The 25258-nt window shown below is 56.5% G+C and carries 3 protein-coding genes; all 3 read left to right on the forward strand.

Annotation, left to right across the window (positions count from 1 at the left end):
* Positions 1 to 31: 31 nt before the first annotated feature.
* From R70723_RS16460 to R70723_RS32120, 3 genes are read left to right on the forward strand one after another with little or no spacing between them, the layout of a single operon-like run.
* A complete protein-coding gene (locus tag R70723_RS16460; RefSeq protein WP_039873509.1) occupies positions 32 to 12232 on the forward strand; it encodes an SDR family NAD(P)-dependent oxidoreductase in 12201 nt (4066 codons plus the stop codon).
* On the forward strand, positions 12229 to 16005 hold the full coding sequence (locus R70723_RS16465) for a beta-ketoacyl synthase N-terminal-like domain-containing protein (RefSeq protein ID WP_052421343.1): 3777 nt from the start codon (positions 12229 to 12231) through the stop codon (positions 16003 to 16005). The genes R70723_RS16460 and R70723_RS16465 overlap by 4 nt, the downstream gene beginning before the upstream one ends.
* A complete protein-coding gene (locus tag R70723_RS32120) occupies positions 16006 to 25218 on the forward strand; it encodes an SDR family NAD(P)-dependent oxidoreductase (protein ID WP_052421344.1) in 9213 nt (3070 codons plus the stop codon). It begins immediately after the preceding gene.
* Positions 25219 to 25258 lie beyond the last annotated feature (40 nt).

A 25258-nucleotide genomic window follows, 5' to 3' on the forward strand; every position in this document is an offset into this window, starting at 1 on the left:
GCGACAAGGAAGAGAAGTGGAGGCTAAACGCATGAGCAAGAACGGCATACATAGCAGTGAACGCCCTTTTTATCTGTTTCTCTTTTCGGCGAAGACCCGGGAGGGCCTGATTCAGAGGCTGACGGATTTGCAGGCTTGGATCGCCGAAGCAGGCAGCGCCAATGCGGGAGATATCGCCTACACGCTATCCGCCGGCAGAAGCCACTTTGCCGAAAGGGCAGCTGTGATCGCTCCCGATCTTCCGGGGCTGGCGGCAGGCCTGCAGCAAAAAACGGATGAGCTGAGCAGCGGGAGCCATTCCGCCACAATCGGTACAGGAAAAAAACGCGGCGGTCCGGAAGATCAGCGCAGACTCGATGAGCGGGTGATCCGGCTTGAGGCGGAATCCGGCCATACAAAGGAAGCCTTTCGGACGGAGCTTGAAGCTATCGCCGGTTTATATCTGGAGGGCTGTGTCTGCGATTGGAGTGTGCTTTACCGCGACCGGCCTTATTTCCGGATTCCGCTGCCGACTTATCCTTTCCGCAGGGACAAATACTGGCTGGAGCTGAAGGCGGCTCAGCCGGAGCAGGCAGCTGTCGCAAATGCAGGCGTATTGCCGCTCGGACCGGTGCTCGACAGCAATTGCTCAACGGTGCATGAACAGTTTTTTCAGAAAAAGCTGACCGGTGAAGAATTTTATCTGAACGACCATATCGTTTCCGGACACAAGCTTCTTCCCGGCGTCGTCCAGCTGGAAATGGCCTTATCTGCCGCAGCAGCGTCGCTGCCTGGTGTCCATGTCCGCAGTATCAGCGATGTAGTCTGGAGCTATCCTATCCAGCTTGATAAAGGACAAGCCTCTCAAACCGTCCAGATCCATTTGTATCCCGGAGAGGAGGAGCAGGAGTTAAGCTACGAAATTACCAGCCGGGCTGGTGATGCAACGGTTATCCATAGCCGGGGAAGGATTGCTTATTCCCCGGAACCTTGCTCCGCTTCCAGGCTAACGTTAGATATCGACAAACTTAGCCGCGGCAAAATGAAGCTCAGCGGATCACAGGTCTACAGAAAATTCAGGCAGCATCAGCTGGATCTGGGGCCTTCGTTCCAATCCATGACCGAGCTGCTTGCAGGTGAGGCTGAAGCTGTCGCTTTTATTGAACTTCCCCCGCATCTGCAGGGCAGCTTCACGGAATTTACACTCCATCCAACGATTGTTGACGGCATACTGGAGGCGGTTATCGGTCTTGTAAGCTCCAATGAGAAGATGGAGGGGGAGGTGGCGCTTCCGTACTCTTTTGAGAAAATGGAAATCTACGGCGAGCTGCCCGCCAACTGCGTATCTTATGTGCGTAAGCTGGATTCCGCCAACGGGGAGCAGGCGTTTGATGTGCTGCTGGCGGATGAGCGCGGGCAGGTACTGCTGAAATTCTCCCGATTCGTACTGAAGGTGTTCTACCAGGGGAAGCAGCAGCGCGCGGAAGAGCTCTGTTTCGGTTTCGAGTGGCAGGAAGAAGTAACGGAGGGGCACACTGCGGTTGAAGGAGATATTGTAATCATCACGGGGCAGGAGCAGCTGTACCAGACGATCATTAATCAGCATCCCGGTAAAGTGTATGTGGTGGAGCCCGGAACGGGATACCGCCGGGACAATGATAGGCATTATTGCATCAACCCCGGGGAAAAGGCGGATTACACACGTCTGCTGAACGAGCTGAAGCTGGCGGGCTGCACCTTGCAGACGATCCTTTGCGATAGACACGGGGATTCCGGGGACATGAAGAGTTTGGCGGCGGGAACTTATCTGAGCCAATTATTCCTGGCACAGGCGCTTATGGAAGCTCTACCGAAGCAGCCGGTGCGCGTGATTCAAACCGGATTAACAGAGGATCTCATTCCTCCTGAGCTCGGCGCACTCAGCGGATTCAACCGGACGCTCTCACTTGAGAACTCCAGGCTCCAATTCAGCACGCTGTTTATGGAAAAGGAACGTACGTCTGAGCTTTACCGGCACGTTGCGGGGGAGCTTGGCTCAAAGGCGGCAGAGGTCCGCTACCTGCAAGGAACCCGGTATGTCCGCAGACCGTCAGAGTTCGTTTTGCCGGCCCAAGCCGGGCAGCAGGTATCCACCGGCGTTCTGCGCCGGGGAGCTGTATATGTCATCACCGGAGGAACCGGCAAGCTGGGAATGCTGGTGGCGCGGCATCTGGCCGGAAAGTTCGCGGCAAAGCTGGCGCTGATTGGCCGGTCCGTGCTTCACCCCGAACAGGAGCGGCAGCTTGATCTGCTGCGGTCACTCGGTGCCGAGGTGCTGTATGTGCGGGCGGATGTGTCGCAGGAGCATGAAGTACAGTCGGCCTTTTCCAGGATCAGAGAAGCATACGGCGCCATTCACGGCATTATCCATACGGCGGGGGTAACGCGCGATGCCTTAATCGGCGTTAAAGATGCCGCTGCCTCTGCAGAGGTGCTGGCAGCCAAAATTTCCGGGCTTGTTCACCTGGATGAGGCGACCCGGGACGACCGGCTTGAGTTCCTTGCTATCTTCTCATCCATTGCGGCTATTACAGGAAACACCGGACAAAGCGATTACGGCTTTGCCAATGCGTTCATGGATTATTACGCCGCCAGCCGCAACAGCCTTGCGGATACCGGGCAAAGATTCGGACGTACAGTTTCCATCAACTGGCCCTTGTGGAAGGAAGGAGGCATGTCGGTCGATGATCAGACGCTGCTTTTTTTCAAAAATACAATCGGGCTGAAGCCTCTGGAATCGGCGGACGGACTGGCCTGCTTTGAGGCTGCACTGAACAGCGGCTGCGGACAGCTGCTTATGCTTCAAGGCAACCGCAAGAAGATCCGGGGCATTCTTGGGCTGGAAGGCCAAAATGCGGAGAGAACAGCAGAAGCGAGTAAAGCGGACGGCGACTTGCCCCGCAAAGTTCAGGAAACGGTAGCCGATTTGTTCTGCAGGCTCATGAAGCTGGCTTCTTCTGCCATTCATCCGGATCAGGATCTGAGCGAATACGGCTTCAACTCCATCACATTCACAGATGCCGCCAATGCGGTCAACGATACATTTAAGGTTAGAATCACACCTGCGGTCTTTTTTGAATATCCGACTGTCCGGGCGCTGGCGGGGTATTTGTGCGAGGGCTACACGGCCGAGCTGACAGATTATTTCGGCAAAAGCCGGACGGACATACCTGCCGTGGAACCCGCTATTGATTACTGGCCGGCTAAAGAGGAAGAGGCTGTCCATGCCAAGCGGAGCTGGAAAAGTCCGGAGGCAGGCCATACCTCAGCACGAAAGCGTGAGCCTATCGCCATTATCGGCGTCAGCGGGGCTATGCCGGGTTCGAAGGATCTGGACACATTCTGGGAGCATTTAAGCCGGCAAAAGGATCTGATTACGGAAATTCCCGGCAGCCGCTGGGATTACCGCGAGCTGAACCGTCTGCTTGGCGGAAATAAGCCGGTCTCAAGCTGGGGCGGGTTTATGGAAGAAGCGGACCGGTTCGACCCGGGCTTTTTCAATATCAATCCGCGCGAAGCCGACCTGATGGACCCGCAGCAGCGGATTTTTCTGGAAACGGTATGGTCCACGATTGAGGACGCCGGCTATAAAGCATCGGCCCTGTCCGGCAAGAAGGTTGGGCTGTTCGTCGGTGTTTCCACCAATGATTACAGTACGATTTTGCAGGACAACGATATTGAAATTGAAGCCTATTCATCTACCGGCAGCTCGCACTGTGTGCTTGCCAACCGGATTTCATATCTGTTCAATTTCCGCGGGCCCAGCGAGCCGATTGACACGGCCTGCTCAAGCAGTCTTGTAGCGGTGCACCGTGCGGTGGAGAGTATCCTCAGCGGCGACTGCGACCAGGCGATTGCCGGAGGGGTCAATGTAATTGCCGCACCGACACTGCATATTTCCTTCAGCCGGGCCGGGATGCTCTCGCCGGATGGTAGGTGCAAGACCTTCGACCAAAGCGCCAACGGGTATGTGCGGGGCGAAGGAACCGGAGCTGTGCTGCTCAAGACGCTGAGCCAGGCGGAGGCGGACGGTGATTATATTTATGCGGTCATCAAGGGGACCGCGATCAATCACGGCGGCAAGGTAAGCTCCCTAACGGTGCCGAATCCGAAAGCCCAGACCGAGGTGCTTGTTGAAGCGTATGGCAAAGCGGGCTTTTCGCCGGATACGATCGGATATATTGAAGCGCACGGTACGGGGACGAGTCTTGGTGATCCTGTTGAAATCAACGCCCTGAAAAGCGCGTTCAAGGAGCTGCACCAGCAGCACGGAATGCCCATGACACGGAAACAGTACTGCGGACTTGGCGCAGTCAAGACTAACATAGGGCATCTGGAAGCCGCTGCGGGTATCGCCGGCATATTGAAGGTTGTACTGGCAATGAAGCACAGGACGCTCCCCGGAAATGTGCATTTCAATGCGCTTAATCCGTACATCGAGCTTGAGGATTCGCCGTTTTATATCATGGAGCATACTCAGGAATGGAATCAGATCGGTGATGCGCCAAGGCGTGCGGGGATCAGCTCGTTCGGATTCGGCGGCGTCAATGCACATGTCGTGCTGGAAGATTACAATCCTGAATTTGCTGGCGCGCCCGGTAACGGAAGCCGCAATGTAATCGTGCTCTCGGCCAAAACAAAAGTACAGCTTCGGGAAAAAGCCCGCCGGCTTGCTGCCTATGTAGCAATAAACGGCGAGAAGAGGGCGCTGACGCTACATAACATTGCCTACACGCTGCAAACCGGGCGGGAGGATATGGCTGAGCGTATAGCATTTGCCGTATCGGATACTAAAGAGCTGGTGCGCCAGCTTGCCGGCTATGCGGATCATCCCGAGCAGGCTCCGGTATTCCATGGACATGTGCCCGTATCCGGAGCAAACGCCTCCGTGCAAGCCTTGGACGTCGCAGCTAATGGGTCGGAATCAGCACAGCCTGGAGATACCGAAAATCTTGAAATGCTTATGGAGCGCTGGCTAACCGGCATAAATGTGGACTGGAGCCCGTTGTATGTGAGACAGAAAGGGCAGCGCATCCCGCTGCCGGTGTACCCCTTTGCCAGGGAAATCTGCTGGGCCCGCAAGGAGAACCGCCTCATCGCACCAAAGCTGGCACCTGCCGAAGCTGTTACCGCGCTGCATCCGATGGTGGACAGCAATGTATCCACAATGGAAGAGGAGAAGTTCCGCAAAACGCTGCGCCTGGAGCAATTTTTCCTGAAGGATCATATTGTGGGCGGCAAAGTCCTGCTGCCGGGGGTTGCTTATCTGGAGATGGTGCGGGCTGCAGCAGCGTCAGCCGGCATTGTACCGGTAACCGGACTGAGCAAAATCCGCTGGATCAAGGCGATTGAACTGGAGAGCGACCGCAAGGACGTGTTTATTACATTCGAGCTGACGGATCAACATGAAGTGGAGTTTCAAGTGTTCAGCGAGTCCGGCAGCGCACGCATTCTTCATTCCACGGGTAAAGTGCTGAAAGAGGCTCCGGCGGCAGGAGGCTGCATCGATCCTGATTCAATTAAAGCCAGAAGCACTTCCGTGCTGGGACATGCCGAATGCTATGACCATATTTTTAAAAATGTCGGGTTTGCTTACGGCCCGGCCTTCAAGGTTACGCAGCAGGCCTACTGTTCCGAGCTTGAGGGATTGTCGGAATTATCGCTTCCCGGATATCTGGAGCCGGAATACGGTGATTATGAGCTGCATCCTTCCCTGATTGACGGGGCGGTCCGGTCTGTTTCCTGGGTCGGTAACCGGACGGACGGGGATCTGACGCTGCGGGTTCCTTTCGCCCTTGACCGCATGGAGCTGCTGGGCACCGTGCCGAAGCAGTGCTACGCCTACGCCAGACCGTCCGAAGGGACGGCCGGAACCGACGATGAGGGCACTCGCAAATACGATATCCAAATTGCCGGGATAGACGGCCAGGTGGTTGTCCGGCTGCTGGGCTTTTCCATTAAGCAGTTCAATTCCATTAGCACAGGCGATCAATCGCAGCCGGAGTTGAGGCTGTACGCTCCGGAGTGGGTTGAAACACCGGTCGCAGAAGCTACGGCAGTACCGGAAGCGCTGCTCATCCTCGGCTCCCCGGCTCTGGCGGTGCAGCTTCGCCGGCAGGCGGCTGCGATAGGTATACAAGAGAACCGCTGCATTCTGGTTCACAGCGGAACCGGATACGCCGAGGCCGATAATGGCGATTTCACGATACATCCGGGAAGCGAAGAGGATTACCGTCAGGTGCTTAATGCCGTGACACGCCGGGGCTTGTCCGTCAGCCATATCCTGCACGCCTGGAATGTGCAGTCCGGGAAGCATGCCGCACAGCACAGCAGTGTTGAAAACAAAGAAATGCTGAATCACGGGCTTTATTCGCTTCTAAATCTGCTTAAAGCAGCGCCGCAGAAGGACAATTCCCGAATCCGCTGCCTCTACGCCTTCAGTGGTGCTGATTCACAGCAGCTGCCGCTGCATGAAATGGCAGCCGGCTTTGCCCGCTCCATAGCGGCGGATCACCCGTTGTTTCAGCTTAGCCTTATCCGCATGGACTCCGGGACAGAGAAGCGGGAAGGGGAGCTGCTGCTCAAGGAGTTGCTCCTGCCGCAGCCGGCAAACGGCACAGAAATTAAACTGGACGGGACAGGCAGGTGGACAAGGAAGCTTACAGTGCAGGCTCCGCTTCACGACGGTGAAGAAAGCCGTTTAGTACCGGGCGGAGTGTACATCATCACAGGCGGAACAGGCGCGCTTGGCATGATTGTCGCCTCGAAGCTGGCGGCCCGATACGGGGCTAGGCTTGTGCTTGCCGGAAGGCAGGAGGCCGACGAAAGTGTGCGTACTAAGCTGAAACAGCTGCGCGATCTGGGAGCGGAAGCAGTCTATGTCCGGGCAGATGCCGCCGACAGCGGCGATGCCGAACGGCTGATTACGCAAGCAAAAGCAAGCTTCGGCAGAATTAACGGCATCATTCATTGTGCAGGAATCGGAGAGACGCTTAAGGCTGCCGGCAGCAGTACGGAAGGCTTTTCGCGAATTTTGGCGCCGAAGGTAGACGGAACGCTGAATCTGGATCTGGCCAGCAGCGGGGAGACGCTTGATCTCTTTATACTCTTCTCCTCTACTTCGGCCGAGATCGGAGATACGGGCGCAGGCAGCTATGCTGCGGCCAATGCATATATGGACCGCTATGCATTATACCGGAACCGGCTTGCGGCGGAGCACCGGCGCTCCGGCCATACCGTTTCCATCAACTGGCCTTTATGGAAGGACGGGCGGTACCGGATGGAGGCGGCGCAGGAACAGGCGCTGGCCAGCTACTACGGCATGCTTCCGCTGGACAGCGATACCGCCTTCTCGATATTGGAGTCGGCCCTGAAGCAGCAGGCTGCCCAGATCTTTATCGGCTACGGCGACCAGCGCAAAATCGCCCGCACGCTGGGCATCACAGCCCATGTTACCGCTGTGGTGGAGAATCACACTTCGTTTATGGAAACAGCAGCCGGTGAAAGTATTGCGCTGGAGGAGCCTCTGCAGGACTATCTGACCACGCTGCTCGCCAAAACGCTCGGTATTTCCAAGGAAAGATTCAACGCGGATTCCCTGCTGGATGCGTTCGGGCTGGATTCCATTATGATTCTGGAGCTGAATGAAGCTTTGCAGCAGGAGTTTGCAGGTCTGCCGAACACCTTGTTCTATGAATTCAATACGGTTGCAGCACTGGCCGGGTACTTCATGAAGCATTATCCGGCGCAGCTGGCAGCGATGTTCCAACCGGTTCAAGCCTATGCTACTACAGCCGCAGCAGTCAATCAAACGGCGGCTGTGGCAGACAAAGCACCCGAGGCGCTCCCCGTCGGGCGGTTCCGGCCTAAACCGGCCGCGCCGCTCTCTGCAGAGCGTGCCTCTCTAGCCAATCAGCAAATGGATATCGCGGTAATCGGCATGGATGGACGGTTCCCGATGGCGGGCAGCGTATCCGAGCTGTGGGAGAATCTGAAGGACGGCCGGGACTGCATTACGGAAATTCCTCCGGACCGCTGGGATTATACCCGCGACTATGATGCAGAGAAGGGTAAGAAAGGCAAAATCTATACGAAATACGGCGGCTTTATAGACGATGTAGATAAATTTGATCCATTGTTCTTCCAGATGACGCCCCGAGATGCCGAGCTTACCGATCCGCAGGAGCGGTTGTTCCTGGAATGCGCCTACCACACGGTGGAAGACGCCGGGTATACGCGTGAGCGGCTGGCGCGCTCCAAGGTCGGTGTGTTCGTAGGCGTCATGTACGGGCATTACCAGCTCATCGGGACGGAAGGCTATGCCGCGGGCAATCTTGTCGCGCCGAACTCTTCCTTCGCCTCCATTGCGAACCGGGTATCGTATCTGTTTAATTTTCAGGGGCCAAGCATGGCCGTGGATACCATGTGTTCTTCTTCGCTCACCGCCATCCATCTGGCATGTGAAAGCATCCGCAGCGGAGAGAGCGATGCGGCCATTGCGGGCGGCGTGAATGTGACCATACACCGCAACAAATACGTCTTCCTATGCAGCCAGCGTTTTGCTTCCAGCGAAGGCAAATGCCGCGCCTTCGGCGAAGGCGGCGACGGTTACGTAGCGAGTGAAGGCGTCGGGGCGGTGCTGCTGAAGCCGCTCCATAAAGCCATCGAGGACGGCGACCACATATATGGCGTCATCAAAGGGACTGCGGTGAATTCCGGCGGCAAAACAAGCGGCTATACTGTGCCGAATCCCAACGCCCAGGCAGCAGCAATCGCCGAGGCGCTCCGCAAATCGGGCGTCCATCCGCGCACAATTACCAGTCTTGAGGCTCATGGAACAGGAACCTCCCTAGGCGATCCGATTGAAATAGCCGGACTGTCCAAAGCATTCGGCCATTACACAGAGGACAGGCAGTTCTGTTCAATCAGCTCGGTCAAGTCCAATATCGGGCATCTGGAATCGGCGGCAGGGATCGCGTCTGTAGCGAAGGTGATGCTGCAAATGAAGCACAAAATGCTCGCGCCATCCATCCATACGGACGAGTTAAACAGCGGCATCCGCTTTGAGGATACACCGTTTTATGTGCAGCGTTCTCTTGAGCGCTGGGAAGAATCTCCCGGCCTTGGAGCAAGGCGGGCGGGTATCAGCTCCTTCGGGGCCGGAGGCGCAAATGTCCATCTGATTGCCGAGGAGTTCGTGCCCGGACAGGCTCCAATAGAGCTTGGCGGCAAGCAGTTAATTGTACTGTCTGCCAAAAATGCTGACCGCCTAACGGAAAAGGTGCGGGATTTACACCGCTTCCTTAGTCAGCCTCTGGACAAGGAATATACGTTGTCCAACATCGCCTTTACTCTAGGCACAGGCCGTGAGGAGATGGAGGAACGCCTGGCCATTGTCGCCGAATCGCCGGACGAGCTGAAAGCGGCGCTGCAATCCGTTCTGGATGGCGTCAGCCTTGAAAATGTGTATAAGAACAACACTTTTGCAGCGCTGGAGAGCGGCGCGGCCTTTATCGGCAACACGCCGGAGGATCAGGCCTATATTGCGTCTTTGGCTGCAAAGAACCGGCTGGAGCGGATCGCAAGACTATGGGTGCTCGGTGCTCCGCTGGATTGGGGCTTAATTTATGGCGATCATCGCCTGCGCAGAGTCTCGCTCCCGCTGTATCCGTTCGCCAAAGAAAGATATTGGCTGGAATCTGCAAACAGCGGTAGACCTGGAGCTGCCGGCGGCGCAGCAGAGAAGCAGGCGGTCTCCGCGCTGCATCCCCTGCTCGACAGCAATGTGTCCACACTGCGAGAGCAGAAATTCCGCAAGCGGCTTGCGGTGAGTGAGTTCTTTTTGCGGGATCATGTGGTCAATGGGCAAATTCTGCTGCCGGGGGTCGCTTATATTGAAATGGCGAGAGCTGCCGGGGAGATTGCCGGTGAAGCGCAGGTGACTGCCGTTAAGGATATCGTCTGGCTGAAGCCGGTGGTCATGGCGGAAGATTTCAAGGAGCTTGAAATCGTGCTGGAGCCGGCAGGCAACGGTGTCCGCTATGAAATTAGCAGCGGCGGCGAAGAGGCTGTCGTGCATTCCAGAGGAACTCTGGCGTTTGAAGAGGATGCTTTGACTGAGGCGGAGCGCCGGTTTGACCTGGATGCCATTAGAAGGCGTTGCCTCACCCGCAGAAACAGACAGGAATGCTACGGGCGTATTTTTAAAAACATCGGCTTTGACTACGGCCCGTCCTTCCAGGTTACCGATGAGGTGCTGAGCGGAGAACTGGAGACCCTGGCCCGGCTCTCCTTAAATGAAACCTACAGAGACACTCTGCATGAGTTCGTTCTTCATCCGGCTCTGCTGGACGGGGCAGTACGCTCGGTCGCTGCAGGAAGAGATGAGGACGGCAGAGCCACACATATTCCGTTTTCTCTGGGCAGCACGCGGATTTTTGCCGCGATTCCTTCCGAATGCTACGTGTATACCCGGGTGAAGGAACAGCCGGGGGATAACAACCAGGGACTTAATATTTTTGATATTTCAATTACGGATCTGGAGGGCAGGGAACTGGTGCGGCTGGAGGATTTCATCGTCCGTCCATTCGGAGGCAAGACAGAACGCACACAGCCGGAAGAACTGCTATATTACACACCGTTATATGAACAAGAACCTCTTGTCCCCGGAACGGCTGCCGGGCCGCGCAACTTGCTTGTGTTCGCGGAGCGGAAGACGGATATCCTGCCCGGCGGGAAGCTGCCGGACGGTGCCGACGCCTGCATCTGGGTTACGCCCGGCGGGGAATACCGGGGCTGCGACGGAAACAGCCTGGTGATTAATCCCTCCAATGAAGAAGATTACGGCAGGATGCTGAAGGAGCTTCGGGATATCGGCTTTTACCCGACCCATGTGCTGCACCGCTGGGCATATGCAGAAGCGCCAGTGTCTGCTGAGGACCTGAACGCCGGCCAAATGGACGGAATGGTGGAAAAGATGCTGCAGTATGGCGCGTTGTCCGTCGTTTATCTGTTCAAAGCCTATATGCATGTGTACGGCCAGCAGCCGCTGAAGCTGCTGTTCGCCTATAACGGGGAACCTGGCAGCTTTACTGCGTTGCATGAAATGGTGGGCGGCTTTGCGAAGTCCATTATTACGCTCCACCATAAATTTCAGATTATTTCCGTTTCGGCGGATCATGCCGCATGGACCGGCAACCACCAAAACGGAGTGTTCTACCAGGAGCTTTTCTCATCCATGGGCACAGGCCAGACGGAAATCCGCTATGAAGACGGAAAGCGGCTGGTTAGAAAAATCAAGCCGTTGGTGCCTGAAACGGACAGCTTAGAGCCGCTGCCTCTGAAAGAGCGGGGGGTTTATCTGATTCCCGGCGGAACCGGCGCATTGGGCATGATTTTTGCCAAATATCTGGCGCGCCGCTATAGAGCGAACGTGATATGCGCAGGCAGACAGCCGGCAAACCCGCGGACCGAGGCTTTTATGAATGAACTGGGGCAGCTGGGCGGTACAGGCCTATACCTGCAGGCAGATATCTCCAGCACTACGGAGGTTGAGGCGGTAATGAAGCAGATTGCAGGCCGTTTTGGCAGACTCGACGGCATTATCCACTGTGCGGGAACAGGCGCTTCGCTTCCGGTGACGGAATCTGACAGAGAGACAGCCCATAGCGTAATGAGTGCCAAAGTGCAGGGTCTGCTGAACTTGGATCTTTTGAGCAGAGTATTTGATCCGTCTCTCCTGGTCTTATTCTCTTCCATCTCCGTCGAGCTTGGCGATCTGGGCATCGGCTACTATGCCATGGCGAACAGCTTTATGGACCGCTATGCGCGCATCCGGAATAGTCTTGCTGCCCAAGGAAAAGTGAACGGCCGGACCCTTTCCATTAACTGGCCGCTATGGAGCGGGGGCGGATTTGAAATTCCGGAGAGTGAATCGGCATTCTACAGCACCTATTTAGGAATGAAGACGATGGAAGAAGAGGCCGGTGTTGCCGCTTTCGAAGTATTAATGTGCGGCTTAACGGAAGCCGGCAGTGTCATTGTTGCCGCCGGCAACAAGAAGAAAATTGGCCAAGCCTTTAAGCTGGAAGCAAGCCGGCCGGGGCTGGCGGCGGATCTGGAGAATAAAGACGCCATTGTGAATATGCTGGCCCGGCTGCAGGCTGGAGAGCTGAGCGAAGCAGAGGTGCAACAGTGGATGGGAGGGATACGATGAAAGGCGCCGACCTTGAGATAAGCAGCATCCTGAAGATGATCAAGCAAGGGGAAATGAATCCGGAAGAGGGCTATTCATTGATTCAGAAGCTGAGAAACGGAGCCTCTGCACAGTCTGATTCAACTGCGTCTGATTCGAAGCAGTCCGGCGAAGCCGGCACCGGGAATGAACAAGGGCTGATGAGCTATACCGTCCATTATTTGAAGCGACTGCTCTCAGAGGTAATTGGTCTGGACCCGGACAGGATCAAGGCCAAACAGAGTCTGGAGGATTACGGCGTGGACTCCGTAGCCATTATGGAGATCAACGCGCTGCTCGATAAGGATTTTGCCAGCCTGCCTAAAACGCTGATGTTTGAATACGGAAACCTTCATGACCTCGCCGTGTACTTTGTACACAATCACCGGGAGCAGCTGGAGGATATGTCCGGTACCGGCGGACAGCAGCCGGAGAAGCTTGCCGCTTCTGTGTCTGAGAGCCCCCCGGTACAAGTAAAGACTGAAGAGCCAAAGCGGTTCAGAACCTTTACCGAGCCGGCCAAAAAACGGATTCCTGAGGATGGGCGTCCAGTGGAAGGGCGAACTGCTGCGAAAAAGGATGACGGCATTGCCATAATCGGCATCAGCGGCGCTTTTCCCAATGCCAGGAATCTGGACGAGTTCTGGAGCAATCTGAAGAATGGCGTGGATTGCATTTCGGAGATTCCGGCGGAACGCTGGGATCACAGCCGTTATTACGACCCGGAGAAGGGCAAGAAAGGGAAGGTCTACAGCAAATGGGGCGGCTTCATGGATGAATACAACTGTTTTGACCCTTTGTTTTTTCAGCTGACGCCAAGGGATGCCGAGCAGCTTGACCCGCAGGAGCGGCTGTTCCTGGAATGCGCACACAGCGCCATCGAAGACGGCGGCTACACCCGCCAATCGTTGTGGAATACCAAGACAGGCGTGTTTGTCGGCGTAATGTACGGTCATTACCAGCTGTTCGGCGCAGAGGAAACGGCTAAAGGCAATACGATGACCCTCAGCTCCTCCTACGCTTCCATCGCTAACAGGGTGTCCTATTTCTTCAACTTTGGCGGCCCGAGTATTGCACTTGATACCATGTGCTCCTCGTCGCTGACTGCGCTGCATCTGGCCTGTGAGAGCATTTACCGCGGGGACAGCGAGCTGGCCATCGCAGGCGGAGTGAATGTAACCATCCATCCCGATAAATATCTGTTTCTCTGCAACCAGCGTTTTGCTTCCAGTGAAGGCAAATGCCGCGCTTTCGGCAGCGGGGGAGACGGTTATGTGCCGGGCGAAGGGGTTGGGGCGCTGCTGCTCAAGCCGCTCAGCAAGGCGATTGCGGACGGAGATAATATTCATGGCATCATCCGGGCTTCATCCATCAACCATGGGGGGAAAACCAACGGCTATACCGTCCCCAACCCGAATGCGCAATCCGGTATTATTGCCGAGGCCTTGCGCAAATCGGGGATTCATCCCCGGTCCATCAGCTACATTGAGGCACATGGAACGGGAACCTCGCTGGGCGATCCGATTGAAATCAGCGGGCTGACCAAAGCGTTCAGAAGCTACACTGCGGACAAACAGTATTGCGCGATCGGCTCGGTCAAAAGCAATGTGGGGCATTTGGAATCCGCCGCAGGCGTCGTTTCCATTATCAAAGTGCTGCTTCAAATGAAGCACAAGCAGCTCGTGCCCTCCCTGCATTCCGAGGTGCTGAACCCGAATATCGCATTCGAGGATACGCCGTTCTACGTTCAGCGCAAGCTGGAAGCATGGAAACCTGCGGTGACCGGAGAAGGGACGGCCCGGAGGGAGGAGCCGAGATATGCATCGGTCAGCTCCTTTGGCGCCGGAGGAACGAATGTGCATCTTATCCTGGAAGAGTATGTGCGCGAAGAGCGTGCAGCCGCGCCAGTATCGGACCGGGAAGCCGGAAAGCAAATGTTCATCCTATCGGCCAAAAACAAGGACCGTCTGAACGCTTACGCCAGGCAGATGCTCCGGTATATCGAAGAACGTACCGGCCGCAGCCAAACGGCGGCTGCAAAGAGTCCGGCAGACCTCAAAAAATATGTGACCGCCGATATCACCGCGTGCCTGCTGGAATCCGCCGTCCTGCCGCAGCAGATCAGCACCATGGAGAGCATTGAAGAGTACGGTCTTTCCATCGAAGAATGGATTGCTGCAACCGAGAAGATCTTTGATCTTTATCCGGTCAGGCTGCCTGCGGCACTGCTCACAGACGGCGGGACGATTGATGATATTGCCGGTTACCTGCTGGAACAGCTTGGCAGCGAAATTGCCCGCAATTACCGGCAGCCGGAAACCCTCCTTCAAGAAACCGGGGAGGAAGAATCCTTCATGAATTTGAAGGACCTGATTTACACGCTTCAGACCGGACGGGAGACGATGGAGGAGCGTCTGGCGATTATTGTATCGGACACTGCTGATCTGAAAAAGAAGCTGGAGCAATTCCTGGCTGGCAAAAAGGGCGCTTCCGACATATTTACCGGAAATGTCGGCACCGGCGGCGAAATCCGCGACGTGTTCGCGGAGAATGAGGAAGGCGAAGCCTTTCTACTGTCGCTCGCGCATTCCGGCAAGCTGAACCAGCTCTGCAGGCTATGGACCTCCGGCGTCCCTTTCAACTGGAAGCAGCTCTATCCCGGAGCCTCACCGGCAAAAATCTCGCTGCCGACCTATCCGTTCGACCGCACCCGCTACTGGTTCGATAGGACGGAGGCGCTCCCTGGCGGTCCGGGTGCAAAAGCGGAGGCGCTGAATGCCGTTATCGATTCCAATGAATCTGTATTCGAGGAGCAATGCTACAAAAAGACACTGACTGCACAGGACGCGTATCTCCGCGATCATGTGGTTCAGGGGCGCATGGTGCTTCCCGGGGTGGTCTATCTGGAAATGGCCTGGCGGGCAGCTAAGCTGGCGACCCGTGAGTGGACCCTGCAATCTCTAACCGATGTGAAATGGCGGAGAACACTGGAGCTTCCGCAGGGCAGTGAAGCGCAGGAAGTGTATGTAGGGCTGGTTCCGGAAGAAGAGGGGATTGGCGCAAGCATTTATTCTGTGAACGCCGCGGGTCTGCGGACGGAATACTGCACTTGCACACTTCGCTATAGCAGCGGCGAACAGGAAAAGCCGGAGGAGAACACACCGGAGGCGCTGGATATCGGCCGGCTGATCTCATTGGCAGAGGCCAGCCACCTGCAGGAGGAGTGTTACCGGACCTTTGCGGAGCATGGCATGGATTACGGCGCAAATCTTAGAGTAATCGACATGCTCTACAGCGGAAAATCCGGAACGCTTTCCAGGCTGCATCTTCCGGAGCCTTCACAGCTCCCCCTCGGGGAGTTTGTAATTCATCCGGGCTTTGCCGACGGAGCGATGCAAACCGCGCTGTATTCGGTGCTAGGTGATGGCGGGCAAAAAGGAACCTTCGTTCCATTCTCCTTGGAGTCAGTGACCGTGTATGGCCCTTTGACACCGGTCAGTTACTGCCATGTGAGCCCTGTCTCCACTGAAGAAGGCATGCAGTTTGACCTTCTGCTTATGGATGAAGCAGGCAAGCCCGCGATCCGCTTCCAGTGTCTGTCGGGCAGGGACCTGGCCGGAGCCCAAACCGGCCGCCCGGCGGTGAACCCGGGAGCTGCCGCAGGCACCTATGATCTCCTGGATCAGATGCTGACCAGGCTGCTGGAGGGAGAGGCTGGAATTGACGAAGTCGAAAGAATGCTGGAGGGAATCTAAATGAGATCAATTATTGAAGGGATCGCCAGCGGGGCTATCACCAAAGAAGAAGGCCTCCGGCAGATCGCTGCACTGAAGCAGCAGCATACACAGGATCTCCTGTATTTCACCCGGAATTTGACGGAACAGCCGCTGACGGAAGGCGGGGTGAACAGGCTTGGCCATGTACTGGTGCTGGCGGCGGACAGCCTACTCCGTCCGCTTCTGCAAAACGTCTTTGCCTCCGCGGCTTCTTCCTTTACACTCGTGACGGCAGAAGAATTGGGCGGCGGAGACGGCATTGGTCTTCCTTCCACACGGATCGGCGATGAACACGCCTATGTCAGGCTGCTGGAGACATTGGAGAAAAAGGGCCAGTTTCCCGGAAGCATTCTTCATCTACTGTCTCAGGAGGAGGTCTCCGGCAGCAAGCTTGAGGAAGGCATGGAAAGCGGCATCTATTCCGTATTTGCACTGACCAAGGCGGTTTTGTCTTTTAAAAAACGCTCTAAAACCAGCCTCCTGTTCCACTATAAAGAAGGTCCGAACAGCTCCGTCCATGCGGCGCTTGAGGCTTTTGCCAAAAGTGCCATGATTGAAAATCCCGGCCTGCTGTTTAAAGCGGTCTCGACCGATCATGGCCGGGCTGACTTTAATGCTCTTTCGGTTCAGCCGCTGCTTCAGGAGCTTAGCCATATGCAGGACGGCTTCCGCGCCGTCCATTACCGGAACTCCCGCCGTTTTGTTCCGCAGCTGCTGCGGCATGAAGCGCCGTCTGCCGCCACTGCGCCGCCATCGGCTGCAACGGACCGTCCTGCCTATCTGATCACCGGCGGCCTGGGGGCGCTCGGCTACATGCTGGCTGGACATTTGGCAGAATCGCGGCAGGCTGACCTCATCCTGACCGGACGCTCACAGCTGAGCGAGGCGGGTGAACGGAAGCTGGACGTTCTTCGCAGAGCTGGAAGCCGGGTTATGTATATGGCCTGCGACACGGCCAGCCAAGCGGATCTGGAACAGCTGCTCACCGCAGCCAAAGCCCGTTTTTCCCGCATGTACGGCATCCTGCACTGCGCCGGGGTGACGGAGGATGCTTTTATTCTCCGCAAAACCCGGGAATCTATGGCAAAGGTGCTTGCTCCAAAGGTTGCCGGAACGGTCAACCTGTACCATACGTTCCGCAATGAGCCGCTGGATTCTATGATACTGTTCTCCTCCATTTCCGCTGTAATCGGGAACATGGGGCAAAGCGATTACGCTTATGCCAACAGCTTTATGGACTATTTCGCAGTTGAGAACCGGGGCTCTGCCCCGTTTAAACTGATTTCTGTCAACTGGCCGCTGTGGGAAGAGGGCGGCATGGCAACGACGGCGGACAGTCTGGAGATTCTCCGCAAGAACCTGGGCATCTTGCCGCTTCCGACCGGGCAGGGACTGAACGCCCTGGATGGGATCGGAAGGGGCTTGAATGAGAATACCCTTGTGCTGTACGGCGATGCCGTAACAATTGAGGAAGCCATCAGTAAAATGAACACTCCGGCACAGCCGGGCGGCCAGGAGAATGTTAAGCCGCCGGCGGAAGAGCCGGCTCCGCAGATGGACATTTCAGCACTGAAGGAAGGCGCTGAGCAGTTTCTAAAGCAGATTTTTATCAAAGTGACCAAAATCCCGCCTCATGCGCTGGGTCTTGATGATTCCTTTGAAAAAATCGGTTTTGATTCCATCATGGCGATGAGCATGAATGAGGAGCTTGAGGCGGTCTTCGGCGAGCTGTCCAAGACGCTGCTGTTCGAGCACCAGACCTTGCGGGAGCTTGGAGAATTTTTCGCGGAGCATCATGCCGCAACTCTCGGCAAGGTGATCAAACCGCAGGCGACCGGGAAAGCGGCGGCCAGCGGCTCTGGAAACCGTCAGGCTCAGCAGCCGCAGTTCCCGCAGCCGGGCAAGCCGCAGCTTCACCGCAAGGGAATGCCTGCTGCCGGCCCGTCGCCAAAGCCGGCGAACCCGGAGCGACTGCCGAGCACACAGGATATCGCCATCGTCGGCATCAGCGGAAAATTTCCGATGTCGCCCGATCTGCAGACGTTTTGGGACAATTTGCTCAGCGCGCAGGACTGCATCACCGAAATTCCCGCAGACCGCTGGAGCATTGATGAATTTTATACCACGGACAAGAATGAGCTTGGCAAAATGTACTGCAAATGGGGCGGCTTCCTGGAGGATGTCGACCGCTTCGATGCCTTGTTCTTTAATATATCGCCGCGTGAGGCGGAAATTATGGACCCGCAGGAACGGCTGTTTCTGGAATGCGCCTACAGCGCTATCGAGGATGCCGGATATACCAGAGATACGCTGGGCAGCCGCAGGGTCGGTGTTTTCGCCGGGGTCATGTACGGCCAGTACCAGCTGCTGGATGCAGAGGTCGACGGACGCAAAATCGCCCTATCCTCGGTCTATGCTTCCATTGCAAACCGTGTTTCCTACCATCTTAATCTGAACGGGCCGAGTATCGCACTGGATACGATGTGTTCCTCTTCACTGACATCAATCCATCTGGCCTGTGACAGCATCCGCAGGGGGGAGAGCGATTGCGCCATTGCCGGGGGCGTGAACGTTTCGATCCACCCTGACAAGTACATATTCCTCAGCCAGCAGAAATTTGCCGCCAGCGACGGGCGCTGCCACAGCTTCGGTGAGGGCGGGGACGGCTATGTGCCGGGCGAAGGCGTCGGCGCTGTACTGCTGAAGCCGGTGGATCGCGCGGTCAGCGACGGTGACCACATTTACGCAGTAATCAAGGGCAGCTCCATCAACCATGGCGGTAAAACGACCGGCTATACCGTACCCAATCCGGCTATGCAGGGTGCAGTCATCCAGGAGACGCTTCAGGCAGCGGGCGTTCATCCCCGTACAATCAATTATATTGAGGCGCATGGAACGGGAACGTCGCTGGGCGATCCGATCGAGGTCAGCGGCCTTGTCAAAGCCTTCAAGGACGGGACAGGCGATAAGCAGTTCTGCGCCATCGGCTCAGTCAAATCCAACATCGGGCACTGTGAGTCCGCTGCCGGAATCGCGGCCATCGCCAAGGTGCTGCTGCAAATGAAATACGGCGTGCTGGTACCCTCCCTGCATTCAGAGGAGCTGAACGGTCATATCAATTTCGGAGAGACACCTTTTTACGTCCAGCGGCAAGCCTCTGCCTGGAACCGTGTTTCTCTGGAAGAAGCCTCAGGCCGGAAGGAATACCCGCGCCGGGCGGGCGTCAGCTCCTTCGGGGCGGGCGGCGCGAACGCACATATTATTCTGGAGGAATATATTCCGGTACAGGATCACCAGCCGGTCCATGCGGACGCCGGGGAGAGCGGAGAACAGGTCATTGTACTGTCTGCCCGTTCGGAGGAGCGGCTGAAGGCATATGCCGGCAAGCTGGGCAGGTATGCCGCTTCCCTGGCGGAGAAAGAAGTCAGTCTGGCGGATATCGCTTATACGCTGCAGGTCGGCAGAGAGTCTTTTTCTGAACGGCTGGCCCTCATTGCCGGTTCCGTCACCGAAATGCAGGAGCTGCTTGGCGCCTACTGCGAAGGGCAAATGGACAGCGGCAGGCTGTATCGGGGCAACGCCAAGGGCTTTAAAGAATATGCGGAGCTGCTGAGCGGCATTCAGCCGGGCGTTTCGCTTCCGGATCTGTTGCTGGAGAGCGGAAATACGGCCAAAATCGCCCAGCTGTGGACGCTCGGGCTGGAAGTGGACTTCCGCAAGCTTCATGCAGACGTCAAGCGCAAACGCGTTCCGCTTCCGACGTACCCTTTTGCCAGAAACCGCTACTGGGTAAACGAGGTGAAGCGCCGGGAAATCAGCTTCCCGGCACTGATCCACGAGGTGCCTGGTGCAGGGCAGCTGGTGGAGCGCAATCTATCCACCATCGGCGGCTTCCGCTTCAACTCACGCGCAGAAATAATCAACCGTCATTATGGAGTTCATACGATTCAGGGACAAGCCTATTTGAACCCTCCCGGCATACTGGCTTTTGCCAGGGAAGCGCTGGAGCTTGCCGGATACGACAAGGAACAGACGCTTGCCGATATTGTCTGGTCAGGGCCGGTGATGCAACGGGATGGACTGATGCTTGATGCATACCTCTATCCTGAAGGCGAAGGCGCGCTTTGTGAAATCAGGGATGGAGCAGAAAAGGTGCTGTTCCAGTGTCGCCTTGCTGCCGGAACCCATATTCTAAGTGAACTGCCGGAAGCAGAAGCTTTCTTGTCCGGGGCGGAAATGCCAAAGGACGAACTGAGCATAGGCGAACGCCAAAAGCTCCAAACGCTGTACGGGATTCCGGCGGCTTTGGCGGGAGTCCGCATAGGACGGCCCGATGTGAATACATGGCTTGCGCTGGTGGACTGCGGCGGCGGGCTGGCCGGTTCGCTTGACCCGCAAGTGTTAGGTGCAGCCGGAGAGCTGCTGCTGGCGGCAGCCGCTTTAACCGGCCAGAACCGGCCGGTGTCCTTGCAATCCGCCGCCCAATGGGCTTATCGCCGCATAACAGCCAAGCAATGGCTCATCAAGTTGAACAGCAGCTCCAACGGTCAATATACGCTGACTGCGGCAACCCCGGAAGGAGAGCTTGCCTGGAGGTTGGAGGCAGCTTTCACAGCACGCCTGCAAACGTCTGAACCGGAAAATGCCATGCTGTATTACACCCCTCAGTGGATTCCAAGCAGAACCGGCACCGCAACCGCCGGAAGCCTGAGCGGAGATACCGTGCTGTTCTTGGCCGATGCGGCTGAGCTTCCAAGATTCAGACGGAACTTTGGAGCAGGGGCAAGGCTGATCTTCGTAACTCCGGCTGAGCATTTTGCACAATCCGGCGATAATCAGTATGGATTAAATTTCGCCGATAAAGAACAGCTCGCCGGACTGCTGCATTCGCTGACAGCCAGGGGTGTAAGCCTGCAGCAGATGGTTTATCTCGCAGATGCGCCTGATTTGGCCGCAGAGGCCAAACTGAACAGCAGCCTGTATCCGCTGCTGTTTCTGGTTCAGGCGCTTATGGAAAGCAAGGCGGCAGGCAAGGTGCGGCTGGTCTATGCTTTTACCGACCATGGGAATGAAGCGGCACTGCTGGATAAGGCGCTAGGCGGCTTCATTAAGACGCTGAGGCTGGAAAGTCCGGCATACAGCTTCAAGACGGTCTCACTCGATCCTTCCCTCAAGGCGGAGGAGGTCCCGGGCCTTTTGGAACAGGAGCTGAATCATTTCCAGGGGGAGCAGGAAGTAAGCTATAGCGGAGAAGGCCGGTTTGTAAAACGGCTGGTTCCGGCAATAAACGCCGCCAGCCAGCCGCCGCAGTTTACAACCATTAAGGAAAACGGCGTTTACATTATTACCGGCGGACTTGGCGGATTGGGCCGCCTGTTCGCGGCTTACCTGGCGAAGACGGCAGGTACACGGCTGATTCTCACCGGACGTTCACCGCTCGATGAAGCCAAGAAGGTACAGCTGGCCGAAATCGCCGCCTATGGCGGGACGGCGGAATATATCGTATCGGATGCCGCCAAGATGCAGGACGCTGAGGCGCTTGTCCGGCTGGCGAAAGACCGGTATGGCCGGATTAACGGGATACTGCATTGCGCCGGTCTTCACCGGGATGCTTATATCGTTAAGAAAGACACCGCCGATTTTGAGCAGGTCATTTCCTCCAAAGTCATCAGCACCCTGAATTTGGATCATGCCTTCAAAGACGAGCAGCTTGAGCTGATGCTCCTGTTCTCCTCCCTCACCGGGGAGACGGGCAATCCCGGCCAGGCCGACTACGCCTATGCCAATCAGTTCTTGAATGAATTTGCACTTTACCGCGGGCACCTTGCCGCCAAGGGAGAACGCACCGGCAGAACCGTCTCGGTCGCTTGGCCGCTATGGGAAGCGGACGGGATGCAATTGCCGGAAGAGCAGCGCAGAATACTGGAGCTGCAGACGGGTCTGGTTCCGCTGCCTGCGGATAAAGGAATCTCCGCCTTTGAATACGCGCTGCAGCCGGAGGCAGCCAATCCGCTGATCGTCGGCTACGGAAAGCCGGCACGGTTGCACAGTCTGCTGGAAGGTGTGAACCGCAGCGGGGCAGCAGGGCCGGACTTAGCTCATGCCGAAAAGGAAACCCGGGGCAATGAACCACTTACCGGTAAGCCCGGCGACCTCCAGGAACAAACCGTGCTCTATCTGACCGGAATGTTCAGTGAGCTGCTGAAGCTGGAGACCGAAGAAATCGATGTTCACACCGAATTCGAAGAGTACGGCATTGAATCGGTGATGATCGGTTATTTCAACAGCAAGCTGGAAGAGGATCTGGGAGAAGTCTCCAAGACACTGCTGTTTGAGTACCAGACCATTGCAAGCCTGGCTGCGCATTTGGAGAAGCAGCACGGCAAAGCGCTGGCAAAGCTGCTGAGCCCGGAGCCGCCAGCTTTGCAGCAGCCTGCTTCAGTCCCTGCTGACGGTCTGCTGCAGGGAATCAACAACCATATGAACACTCACCAATTGGCGGGCTGGCAGGAGCTGTCTTCCTTTGCGAGCAGGTACTCCGGCGGAAGCAGGGCATCGAGTACGGCAGCGGATGAGCGCATTGCCATCATCGGCCTGAGCGGAAAATATCCGCATGCCGGAGATATGGACGAGTTCTGGGACAATATCGCCGGAGGCAGAGACTGCACGGAAGAAATACCGGCCAGCCGCTGGGACTACCGGAAATATCTCGGCGGCAGCTTCGATAAAGTCCAGGAAGGTAAGATGTACAGCAAATGGGGCGGCTTTGTCGAGGATGTGGACAAGTTCGATCCGGCGTTCTTCAATATCGCCCCGCGCGAAGCGGTAATCATGGACCCGCAGGAGCGGATGTTTGCCGAAACGGTGTGGTCTGCTATTGAAGATGCCGGTTATACCAAGAGCAAGCTCCAGCGCTATCAGGAGGGTCACGGGGCTAACATCGGGGTGTTTGCCGGGGCCACGACATACTCCTATCAGCTGTGGGGGCCGGAGGAGTGGGAACGAGGCAACCTGTCGGCCATGCCGAATGTGTCGCCATGGTCCATCGCCAACCGGATTTCGTACATGTTCAATTTCAGCGGCCCGAGCCTGGCAATTGACACGGCCTGCTCATCCTCTCTGGCGGCCATTCACGCTGCTTGTGAGAGCCTGAAGAACAAGGAATGCCGTTTAGCGGTCGCCGGCGGGGTCAATCTCTATCTGCATCCCTATAAATATGTGCTGATGTGCCAGACACGGATGCTGTCTCCGACAGGCAAATGCCACAGCTTCGGCGATGCTGCGGACGGCTTTGTTCCGGGCGAAGGCGTGGGGGCGGTTCTGCTTAAGCCGCTCAGTGAGGCGATTCGGGACAATGATCATATCTATGGCGTGATCCGGGCCACTGAGATTAACCACGGCGGAAAAGTGAGCGGCTATACCGTTCCCAATCCGGTTGCCCAGGTCAGCCTGATTTCCAAAGCGCTGAAGAAAGCGGATGTGGACGCAAGCACCATTTCCTATATGGAAGCGCACGGAACAGGCACAAAGCTGGGGGATCCTATCGAGATCAACGCCCTTAACCAGGTGTTCGGCGAATATCAGCCGGCCAGACAGTCCTGCTCCATCGGCTCGGTGAAATCAAATATCGGCCATCTGGAAGCGGCGGCCGGAATTGCCTCTGTCACGAAAGTGCTGCTGCAGCTAAAGCACAAGCAGCTTGCACCTTCCATACATGCGGAAAAGGCCAACAGCAATATCGATTTCGGAAATTCTCATTTCCGGGTGCAGCAGCAGGCTGCCCCATGGACACCTTCCGGCGGCGGCTCTGTTCCAAGACGGGCCGGGGTAAGCTCCTTCGGCGCAGGAGGAACCAACGCCTTTGTACTGATTGAAGAATACGAAGCTCCCGGCATAGGGGCTGAGCCTGTGCAATCAACCTCAGGTAACGGCCACATCATTGTCCTTTCCGCCAAGACGCCGTATTCGCTCAAGCAAGCGGCTATAAAGCTGCGAAGCTTCATGCAGCGCTACCCGGACACAGGGCTTGGCGATTTGGCCTTTACGCTCCAGACAGGCCGTGAGGAAATGGCTTGCCGCTTGGCTTTTACCGCTGCTTCAATCACGGAGACGCTGGAGAAGCTGTCGGATTATATTTCCGGCGGGGAGCGCACGGATATTTACTCCGGAACGGTGTCCAAACGAGACCGCCCTGGAGCGGCAGAGGCGCACAACGACGAGTCGACGGCGGAGATGTGGGTCCTGGGGGCCGGAATCGACTGGACTTCCCTGCACAGCCAGGGGCAGGCACGGATTATTCCGCTTCCGACTTACGCTTTTGAAAGGGAGAGCTACTGGATTACACGGAGGGAATCAGGTGAAAAGCCGCGCCGCTCGGACAGCAGTATACATCCATTGGTAGACCGCAATATATCAAGCTTCAGCAGGCAGCAGTATGAGACGCTGCTAGACGGCGGACACTCCTCCCGGACCTTCGGCTACGCTTCTTTCATTGAACTGTTCCGGGCTGCATCAGAGCTTTCGCTTGAAATACCGTGCCGTGTGATTGAAGATGTGGCGTGGGGTACACTCCCGCCGCAAGCGGGAGAAAGCAGGCTCGTCACTTCGTTATACGAAGAAGGACGTCATATTGAATGTGAGGCAGGCTTTGAGGATGAGTCCGGTAACTACATCATATGCGCACAAGGCAAAGTATCCTCCGCAGTGCATAGACAGCCGGGGCCGGGTGTGCCGGGACTGGACAGCTTTTCCGGTCTCCGTCCGGTTGAACAGCTTCCATGCGTTCCGGCGGTTGCGGCAGGCTGCATAGAATCCCTCCGCGAGGTCAGCACCGGGGACGGCCGGGCCATGATGGGCGTAGGGTTTAAGCAAGCTTTTGCCGGATCAGAATCCGGACTTCTCTTTAACGATCTGGCGGCGGAGGCGCTTGTGCAGAGTCTTGTGTCTATCAGCCTTGGAGCGGAAGTCATGGAATACCGCACGATGTCCCGCTGTATCGTTCATGGGGCGCTTGCAGCAGAGGTAAGGGTGCTGGCCTTATGGCGCTTGCTCCAGGAGAACACGGCCGTCTATGAAATAACAGTGGTTGATGCGAAAGATAACGTCATCCTGACAATGGAAGAGCTGGTTCTGAAGCTTACAGCAATGCATACAAAAGGCGCGGGGGTTCTGGAAACGTCCGCTCCGGTCTGATCCGCACGGCATTACGGAAGCGGCATATCAAACATAGGTT

The organism is Paenibacillus sp. FSL R7-0273, assembly GCF_000758625.1.
In the GTDB taxonomy this organism is placed as follows: Bacteria; Bacillota; Bacilli; order Paenibacillales; family Paenibacillaceae; genus Paenibacillus_AQ.